The sequence below is a fragment of the Pseudomonas brassicacearum subsp. neoaurantiaca genome (assembly GCF_013608025.1).
Taxonomy (GTDB): Bacteria; Pseudomonadota; Gammaproteobacteria; order Pseudomonadales; family Pseudomonadaceae; genus Aquipseudomonas.
Map to the genome: position 1 here is coordinate 23375 of NZ_VDLV01000021.1, position 9058 is coordinate 32432.

Here is a 9058-nt window from a genome sequence, read left to right on the forward strand (position 1 = left end):
GCTCCCGCTGCAACGGTCCGACGCCTCGAGCGCAGCGGGATGAAAAACCTGCGGTCGCTGCGCAACCGAGCGGGAGCAAGCTCCCTCGCCACAAGAGCGCTGCAGGGGGTCAATGCCCGCGAATGTAGTGCTCCAATTGCCGGATCAGGTCCGCTTGCTCGACGAGTGATTCCTTTACCAGGTCGCCAATGGACAGCAGTCCGATCAACTCGCCGTTATCCAGCACCGGCAGGTGTCGCAAGTGGCTGTCGGTCATGACTTCCATGCAGCGGTCGATGCTCTGTTGGCTGTCGGCGGTGATCACTGGCGTACTCATGATGGTGCGCACCGTAGTGCCCACCGATGAGCGGCCCTTGAGGACCATTTTGCGGGCATAGTCCCGTTCACTGAACACCCCCACCACCTGCCCGTCTTCGATTACCGGCAGTGCGCCGACATTTTTCTCGGCCATGATCTGCAACGCTTCGAGCACGGTCTGCTCCGGTGCGATGCTATGGACCTGCTGGTTCTGCACGCTCTTGAGCCGAACCAGTTGGGCGGCGGTTTTCATTGTTAATCCTCAATTTCAAACCAAAGTGATCGCTGTCCGTGGCGAGGGAGCTTGCTCCCGCTCGGTTGCGCAGCGACCGCAAGATTTTAGGACCGCTGCGCGGTCCAGCGGGAGCAAGCTCCCTCGCCACAAAAGCACCACTGAGGCGGCCTTGGCACGGATCAATCCTCGCCAATCTCCACCACATCCCCATTCAAGCGCACCGGCCAGACCCGCAGGCGCTGCTCGGGGTATTCCAGGCAATGGCCGTCTTCCAGGCGGAAATGCTGCTTGTACATCGGCGAGGCGATGACCAGTTCACCCTTGATGTTGCCCAGCAAACCGCGACCGATGACGTTGGCGCCGGACTTCGGGTCGCGGTTGTCGACGGCGTACAGCGGCTTGTCCGCATGTTCCGGCAGGTAGAGCAGCGCCACTTGGCTGCCGTCGTGCCAGGCGACCACGCCGGAGTTCGGCACCAGGTCCTCGCGGCTGCACAGGGCGCGCCATTGCTGGGGTTGTTGCGCAGCTTCACGGGTGGAAATACGAACGACGTTTGACTGGCTCATCAGAGCACCTCCTCGGTGACGGGAATCAGGTGAAGTTCATGGGCATGCACTGGCCGACGCTGGCCGCGCTCGCGAACGAAATGAACGTCCGGATCGCCGCGCTTGTCGTTGACGAAGGTGCGGAAGCGCTTGAGTTTTTCCGGGTCCTTCAAGGCGTTGGCCCACTCGCATTCGTAGCGATCGACCACCAGTTGCATCTGTGCTTCAAGCTCGGCGCCCAGGCCCAGGCTGTCGTGGATGATCACGTCCTTGAGGTAGTCCAGGCCACCTTCCAGGCTTTCACGCCAGACCGAGGTGCGTTGCAGCTTGTCGGCGGTGCGGATGTAGAACATCAGGAAGCGGTCGATGTAGCGGATCAGCGTCGCATCGTCCAGGTCGGTGGCGAACAGCTCGGCGTGGCGCGGACGCATGCCGCCGTTGCCGGCCACGTAGAGGTTCCAACCCTTTTCGGTGGCAATCACGCCGACGTCCTTGCTCTGGGCTTCGGCGCATTCACGGGTGCAACCGGACACGGCGAACTTGAGCTTGTGCGGCGAGCGCAGGCCTTTGTAGCGGTCCTCGATGGTCAGGGCCATTTGCACGCTGTCCTGCACGCCGTAGCGGCACCAGGTGCTGCCGACGCAGGATTTAACCGTACGCGTGGATTTGCCGTAGGCATGGCCGGTTTCGAATCCGGCTTCGATCAGCTCGGCCCAGATGTCCGGCAACTGGTGCAACTGTGCGCCGAACAGGTCGATGCGCTGGCCGCCAGTGATCTTGGTGTAGAGGTCGTATTTCTTCGCGACGACGCCGATGGCGATCAGTTTGTCGGCGGTGATTTCCCCGCCGGCAATGCGCGGCACCACCGAATAGGTGCCGTTCTTCTGCATGTTCGCCATGAAGGTGTCGTTGGTGTCCTGCAACGGCACCAGGTGCGGGTCCATGATCGGCTGGTTCCAGCAAGACGCCAGGATCGAGCCCACCGCCGGCTTGCACAAGTCGCAACCGGTGTGGCCGCGACCGTGTTTGGCCAACAGCTCTTCGAAACTGATGATGCCTTCCACCCGCACCAGCGCGTAAAGCTCCTGGCGGGTGTAGGCGAAGTGTTCACACAGGCTCTTGTCGACACTGACGCCACGGGCGATCAGTTCGTGCTCGAACACTTGCTTGACCAGTGCCGCGCAGCCGCCGCAGCCGGTGCCGGCCTTGGTGTCGCACTTGAGCTGGCCAAGATCGGTGCAGCCGCCGTCGATGGCCGAGCAGATCGAGCCCTTGGTGACGTTGTGGCACGAGCAGATGGTCGCGGCTTCAGGCAACGCCGCCGGGCCGAGTGTCGGGGCGCCTTCGGAGGATGGCAGGATCAGGCTGGCGGCGTCCTTGGGCAAGGCGATGCCGTTCTGCATGTACTGCAAGAGCGTGTCGTAGTAGCTGTTGTCGCCGACCAGTACGGCGCCAATCACGCGCTTGCCGTCAGCATCGACCACCAGGCGCCGGTAGCTGGCGCTGGTTCCGTCGATGAACTGGAAGCTGCGCGAACCCGCGGTATGGCCGTGCGCGTCGCCGATGGAACCGACATCGACGCCCAGCAGCTTGAGCTTGGTAGACATGTCCGCGCCGGTGAAGGCCTCGCCGGCTTCGCCACAGAGGCGCGCCGCGACGTTGCGGGCCATCTGGTAGCCCGGCGCGACCAGGCCAAAGATGCTGCCATTCCACGCCGCGCATTCGCCGATGGCGTAGATGTCCGGGTCGCTGCTCTGGCAATGATCATCGATCACCACGCCACCGCGCGGGCCGATTTGCAGCTCGCATTGGCGGGCCAGGGCGTCCTGGGCGCGGATACCGGCGGAAAACACGATCAGGTCGGTTTCGAGAAAATCATCGTTGCCGAAGTTCATCCGATAACGGTATTGCTCACCCGCGCTGATGGATTGGGTGCCCTTGGACAAATGCACGCCGACGCCGAGTTTCTCGATGCGCGCCTTGAGGGCCAATCCGCCCTGCTCATCCAGTTGCACCGGCATCAGCCGTGGGGCGAATTCGACGACGTGGGCTTCCAGGTCGAGGGTCTTCAAGGCGTTGGCCGCCTCCAGGCCCAACAACCCGCCGCCGACGACCACGCCGCGACGGGCGTTGCTGGCGGCGTTACGGATGGCGTCGAGGTCTTCGAGGGTACGGTAGACCAGGCACGAATCGCCTTCGGCGCCCTGGATCGGCGGCACGAACGGGTAGGAACCGGTGGCGAGCACCAGCTTGTCGTAGCGGATGCGTTCCCCGGCGGTGACCACTTCGTGGGCCTGACGGTCGATTTCCAGTACCGGCACGCCCAGGTGCAGCGTGACGCCGGGGGTCTGGTACAACGAGGCTTTGCCCAAGGCCAGCGATTCGGCGTCCCGTCCCGAGAAATATTCGGACAGGTGCACACGGTCGTAAGCGCGCATCGGCTCTTCGCTGAAGACGTGTACGCGGTAATGATTGAGGGCACCGCGCTCGATCAATTGTTCGACGCAGTGATGGCCGACCATGCCATTGCCGATCACGATCAGCGTTTGCAGCTTGTTCAGGGAAGCAACGTTGGAATTCATAAAAGCACCCGACAAAAGCCCATCACGGTTTTTTGAAAGCAAAAAAAGACGCCTGAAACCTTGCGGTTCCAGGCGTCTTTGCCTGTTCTGTGCGGTATCGACCCGGCGACTGCGCCCTGATCTACCGTTATCCCCCGGCCTGCTGGCACTCGATCTTCGTTGACCGACGGGGCTGCCCACTCGATTGTGTTCACGGTGGGCCTGGACAACGTCTTGCAGCGAGCGTGCCAAACCTTGCTTGACCTGCCGCGACAACCTCATGGGCATCCCCACAATCCCCTGTGGGAGCGGGCTTGCCCGCGAAGAGGCCCGCCCTGCCACCTCAAGCTGACCGGCGCCAGCTACCGTTTCGCTAGCACCACCCTCTGCCTTGCGATGGTGCGGCAACCCACCTGCGGCTTCATAAAAGTGCACCCCTTCAAACCCGCCGGCAAAAATCCTGAACCATCGCCAACCCCGATTTTCACAATAAGTGAGGAGCCCGTCCGGTGGCCGCACAAGCAACTCGCGACGCCTGACAGTGGCTTGTTGTCCACCCCGAAACGAAGGAGATTCAACGATGAAAATCAATGAAATCATGAGTCGGGAAGTCCGCACGATCTCGCCTGATACCCCACTGCGCGAAGTCGCGCAGATCATGCGCCAAGCCGATATCGGCGCGCTGGTGATCAATCAGAACGACCGCATGGCCGGCATGGTGACCGACCGCGACCTGGTGGTCCGGGCCATGGCCGAAGGCATGAACATGGGCACCCCGGTCAGCCGGATCATGAGCGATGAGGTGCGCTATTGCTTCGATGATGAAGAAATCGACCACGTCGCCAAGAACATGGCCCAGATCGAAAAACGCCGCCTGCCGGTGGTGAACCGTGACAAACGCCTGGTGGGCATGGTCTCACTGGCTAACGTCGCCAGTTGCAACGCCGACAAGGTCAGCGCCAACCTGCTGCGCGGCGTCGCGCAACCTCACTGACCCTTGGTAGGAACTGCGGAGCAAGCACAATGGATGAGCGAAACCCACGTGTCGTGGTGATCTGTGGTTCCACCGCCGGCGTCGGACGCGCGACCGCGCACCGATTTGCCGCCGCCGGCTATCGCGTCGGCTTGCTGGCCCGGGGCGAACAAGCCTTGGCGGCCACGGAAGAAGAACTCAAGCAACTGGGCGCAACATGCCTTGCGATCAGCGTAGATGTGGCCGACGCCGAAGCGGTGTTCGCAGCGGCACAGCGAATGGAGCGGGAACTGGGGCCGGTCGGCGTGTGGGTCAACTGCGCCATGGTCACGGTGTTTTCGCCGATCCGCCAATTGAGCGCCGAGGAGGTCCGTCGGGTAACCGAGGTGACTTACCTGGGTACTGTTCACGGCACGCTGGCGGCGCTGGACCTCATGGGCCGGCGCAATCGCGGGGTGATCATCCAGGTGGGGTCGGCGCTAGCCTACCGCGCGATTCCGCTGCAGGCGGCGTATTGCGGGGCCAAGTTCGCGGTGCGAGGTTTCACCGATTCCTTGCGCTGCGAACTGCTTCACGAGCACAGCGACATCAAGGTCTGCATGGTGCAACTGCCCGCGATCAATACGCCTCAGTTCGATTGGGCGCGCAACAAGTTGGGCAAGCGTGTGCAGCCCGTGCCGCCGATTCATGACCCGGACGTGGCCGCCCGGGCGATATTCAGCGTGGTCAAGCGCACGCCCAGGGAGTTGTGGCTGGGTGCGGCCTCGCTCAAGGCCATCGTCGGCACTTGCCTGATGCCGGGGCTGCTCGATCGCTTGATGGCCCGTAGCGCCTATTCGGGCCAGCTGACCAACGAGGATGACGACCCTCAGCGCCCGGATAACCTGTTCGAATCGCAGGAGCCCTTGCATCGTACCCGTGGGCGGTTCAGCGGCCGCGCACGGGACTCTGCGCTGGCCCTGAGTTCGACGCAAGTGTCGGCCCTGCTGTTCGCCATCGGCGGGTTGCTGGCGGTCGTGCTGCTATTGTTTTGAGTCGACACGGCGGAACCACCGATAACCGTACCCGTGCAACGTCAGGCCCGATTGCGTCGTGGCCGGGTACGGACTGTCGGATAACATTTCTTCGAAACCCTCCAGGTCCATTTCCCGCAACCGCACGGAGACCGTTTCGTTGCCGAGGTTCGCCAGCATAACCGAGGTGGCCTCGCAGGTATGGGCAATGGCGAACACCGCGGGATGATCGACCGTCAGCAGTTGCGCCTTGCCGTCACCGACTTCGTTCAAGTCCGCGCGGGTCAGCAACAAATGACGTGCCCGGTTCAATAGCGACTCGGCGTCCTTCAGTTGGTCTGCAACGTTCAAATGCGCATAGGCAAATGGCCCTTCATCGATCACCGGGGCGGCCAACCGTTGGGCCGAGGAAAATCCGGCGTTGACCTGGTCATTCCATTGCATGGGCGTGCGCACCGACAGGCGCTCGGGGCGGGACAGGTCGTCGCCCATGCCGATTTCCTCCCCATACCGCACGATCGGCGTACCGGGCAGCGACAGCAACAGTGCCTGGGCCAACGCCTGGCGCCGCACATCGCCGTCGAGCATCGGCGCCAGGCGTCGGCGGATACCTCGGCCATACAAGCGCATGTCCGGCTCCGGGGCGAAGGCCTGCATCACTTCTTCGCGCTCTTGCTCGCTCAGGCGTTCCAGGTCGAGCTCATCGTGGTTGCGCAGCCACACCGCGTAGTTCGCGCCGTCGGGCGGTGCCGGTCGGCGGGTGATGGCCCGTTGCAGGGGTTCGGCTTCGCCGCGGGCCAAGGCCAGGAACAGGTGATTGTTCACCCAGAAATCCAGCACCAGGCCCAAGCGCTCCCCGGTGCCGAAGTAATGGCTGTAGCGCTCCGGATCGACATCCACCTCGCCCAACAGGACACCTTCGGGATTGATGCGGATCATGCATTTATAGAATCGATCCAGCACCCAGACGCCCTGCTCCTCATCGCCGCCGCCGGCCTGTTCCACCAAGTGCGAAGCGGCATCGAGACGAAAGCCGGCGATACCGAGTTCGAGCCAGTGGACCATCACCCGCTCGATCTCCTCGACGACCCGCGGGTTCGCCAGGTTCAGGTCCGGTTCATGGCGATAGAACAGATGCCGATAGTACTGCCCGGCCTGCTCATCCCACTGCCAAATGCTGTCTTCTACCGAAGGAAAGATCGGCTGGTTGCCGTCGTCCACCGGCGTGTCGGACCACAGGTAGTAATCCCGGTAGACACTGTCCTTGTCCCGCCGCGCCCGAAGGAACCACGGGTGCTGGTCGCTGGTGTGTTGCACCACCAGTTCGAGAATGACGCGCATGCCGCGCTCACCAGCCTGGACGATCAATTGGCGCAGGTCTTCTTCGCTGCCAAAACGCGGATCCAAGGTCATGAAATCGCTGACGTCGTAACCGGCGTCCTTGAAGGGTGATCGATACAACGGCATCAGCCAGAGCGCACCGACGCCCAACCCTTGTAAGTAGTCGAGTTGCTGGATGACGCCCTTCAAGTCGCCACGACCGTCGCCGTTGCTGTCCAAGAACAAGGAAGGGTCGATCTGGTAGATCAAGGTGTTTCGGTGCCAGTTGGCTTTCATCAGTCATTCCTCATCGACACAGGATCACGGCTTGCTCTGCGGCCAGTCGGCCGCTGAATGGCCGGCCTTCATCGGCCCCGTCGCTGGCAATCTCCACGCGCCAGGGATCGGCCAGGGGAAACGTGTGCTCGCGGTCGGCAAAGTTGACGCAGACCAGGCGCTCATCGCCGTCGCAATGACGTCGATACGCCAACACCTGCGGGTGCGATGGCAGCTCTTCCCAGCCGCCCAGGCGCAGCGCCGGGCTGTTGCGCCGGCAGGCCAGCAAACGTCGATACAGCGCCAACACAGAATCGTCGGCACGCTCCTGCGCTTGCACCGACAGCAAACCCGCATCGGGTGCGAAAGGCAGCCATGGCTCCTTTCCCGACCAGCCGTGAGGCGCTTGCTCGGTCCACGGCAACGGCGCGCGGCTGCCATCGCGTCCGCCGGGATCGACGCGGGTCTGGGCGGTCACTTGCGTGTCCTCCAGCCCCAACTCCTCTCCCTGGTAGATGAACGGCGTACCGCGCAGCGTCAGTAACAGCACCGCCGCGGCCCGGGCCCGACGCAATGAGCCGCCGTAGCGACTGCGATGGCGGCTGTTGTCATGATTGGACAGCACCCAAGTGGGCCAGGCCTGCAAGGGGCCGAGGTCGTTTTCCACTTCACGGATGCACATGCGAAACACCACCGGGTCCCAGGGAGCGTCCAGCGGCGGGAAGTTGAACGACATGTGCAACTCGTCACTGGCGCCGTAGTAGGCGGCCACCTGCGCCGTGGAGCGGATGTTCACCTCGCCGATCAGCACCCGCTCGCCGGGGTAGCTGTCCACCAGGCGCCGCAGCCCGCGCAGCACTTCATGGCTGTAGGGCTGGTCATTGATCTTGACCATGGTTTCGCCGGCCATGCAGCGCGGGTCGTCGGCGAAGCTCTGGTCCTTGCCGACGCAGTGCACCACGTCGACGCGAAATCCATCGACGCCGCGCTCGAGCCAGAAGTGCAACACCTGGTGCATGGCGGCGACAACCTCGGGGTTGTGCCAGTTGAGATCCGGTTGTTGCGGCAGGAAGAAATGCAGGTAGTACTGCTGACTTGTCTCGTCCCAGGTCCAGGCGCTGCCGCCGTCGATCGAGGCTCGCCAGTTGTTGGGCTGGTCCCGCCAGATGTACCAGTCGCGCTTGGGGTTGTCGCGGCTGGAACGCGATTCGATGAACCAGGGGTGTTGGTCGGAGGTGTGGTTGGGCACGAAGTCGAGCAGCACCTTCAAGCCGCGCTCATGGGCCTTGGCAATCAACGCATCCAGGTCCGAGAGATTGCCGAACAGCGGATCGACATCGGTGTAGTCGCAGATGTCATAGCCCGCGTCACACATCGGCGAGCGGTACACCGGTGACAGCCACAACGCGTCAACGCCCAAACGTTGCAGGTGGTCCAGACGTGCCGTCAAACCGGGAAGATCACCAATGCCATCGCCGTTGGCATCGGCAAAAGAGCGAGGGTAAACCTGGTAGATCACAGCGTTCTTCCACCAGGGCGAATGGAAGGAGTTGGGCATGTCGCCTCCTCTGATCGCAGTGTTTGGTGGGCAAGACCGCGGCCCCGCCTGATGCCCCTGTCGACAAGGGACATCAGTTAAGAACCGGAAAAGGCGCCTGGGGTTCGTTTTTTCTTGATGGAGAATCTGTGGGTGAGATGTTGAATGTGCTGCCGCCATCGCGAGCAAGCTCGCTCCCACAGGGTTCGTGTCGTTTGCGAGACCTGTGGGAGCGAGCTTGAACTGGCCTAATAATTCCGGACACCTCTTAAGGGCGATATGATTTCGCCAACTTGGAGGT

7 protein-coding genes are annotated in these 9058 nt (G+C 62.6%); 2 read left to right on the plus strand and 5 right to left on the minus strand.

Annotated elements, in window-relative coordinates; all coding sequences use genetic code 11:
- Positions 1-109: 109 nt before the first annotated feature.
- The 3 genes from FHK92_RS15055 to nirB form a co-directional block, all read right to left on the minus strand.
- Positions 110-550 carry a CBS domain-containing protein gene (locus tag FHK92_RS15055; RefSeq protein WP_181288758.1) on the minus strand — a complete coding sequence of 147 codons (441 nt, stop codon included), beginning with the start codon at positions 548-550 and terminating at the stop codon, positions 110-112.
- Positions 551-711: 161 nt separating this feature from the next.
- Positions 712-1098, minus strand: coding sequence for a nitrite reductase small subunit NirD (gene nirD, locus FHK92_RS15060; protein WP_181288759.1), 387 nt, complete (start codon positions 1096-1098; stop codon positions 712-714).
- On the minus strand, positions 1098-3659 hold the full coding sequence (gene nirB / locus FHK92_RS15065) for a nitrite reductase large subunit NirB (protein WP_181288760.1): 2562 nt from the start codon (positions 3657-3659) through the stop codon (positions 1098-1100). The genes nirD and nirB overlap by 1 nt, the downstream gene beginning before the upstream one ends.
- Before the next feature lie 559 nt (positions 3660-4218).
- On the opposite strand from nirB, the gene FHK92_RS15070 reads away from it, so the two are divergent.
- A complete protein-coding gene (locus FHK92_RS15070; RefSeq protein WP_181288761.1) occupies positions 4219-4632 on the plus strand; it encodes a CBS domain-containing protein in 414 nt (137 codons plus the stop codon).
- 29 nt (positions 4633-4661) lie between these two features.
- On the plus strand, positions 4662-5645 hold the full coding sequence (locus tag FHK92_RS15075; protein ID WP_181288762.1) for an SDR family oxidoreductase: 984 nt from the start codon (positions 4662-4664) through the stop codon (positions 5643-5645).
- On the opposite strand, the gene FHK92_RS15080 is transcribed toward FHK92_RS15075, so the two are convergent.
- On the minus strand, positions 5634-7241 hold the full coding sequence (locus FHK92_RS15080; protein WP_181288763.1) for an alpha-amylase family protein: 1608 nt from the start codon (positions 7239-7241) through the stop codon (positions 5634-5636). The two genes, FHK92_RS15075 and FHK92_RS15080, sit on opposite strands and share 12 nt — an antisense overlap.
- Before the next feature lie 10 nt (positions 7242-7251).
- Positions 7252-8778: an alpha-amylase family glycosyl hydrolase gene (locus tag FHK92_RS15085; RefSeq protein ID WP_181288764.1), complete on the minus strand. Its 1527-nt coding sequence runs from the start codon at positions 8776-8778 to the stop codon at positions 7252-7254.
- Positions 8779-9058 lie beyond the last annotated feature (280 nt).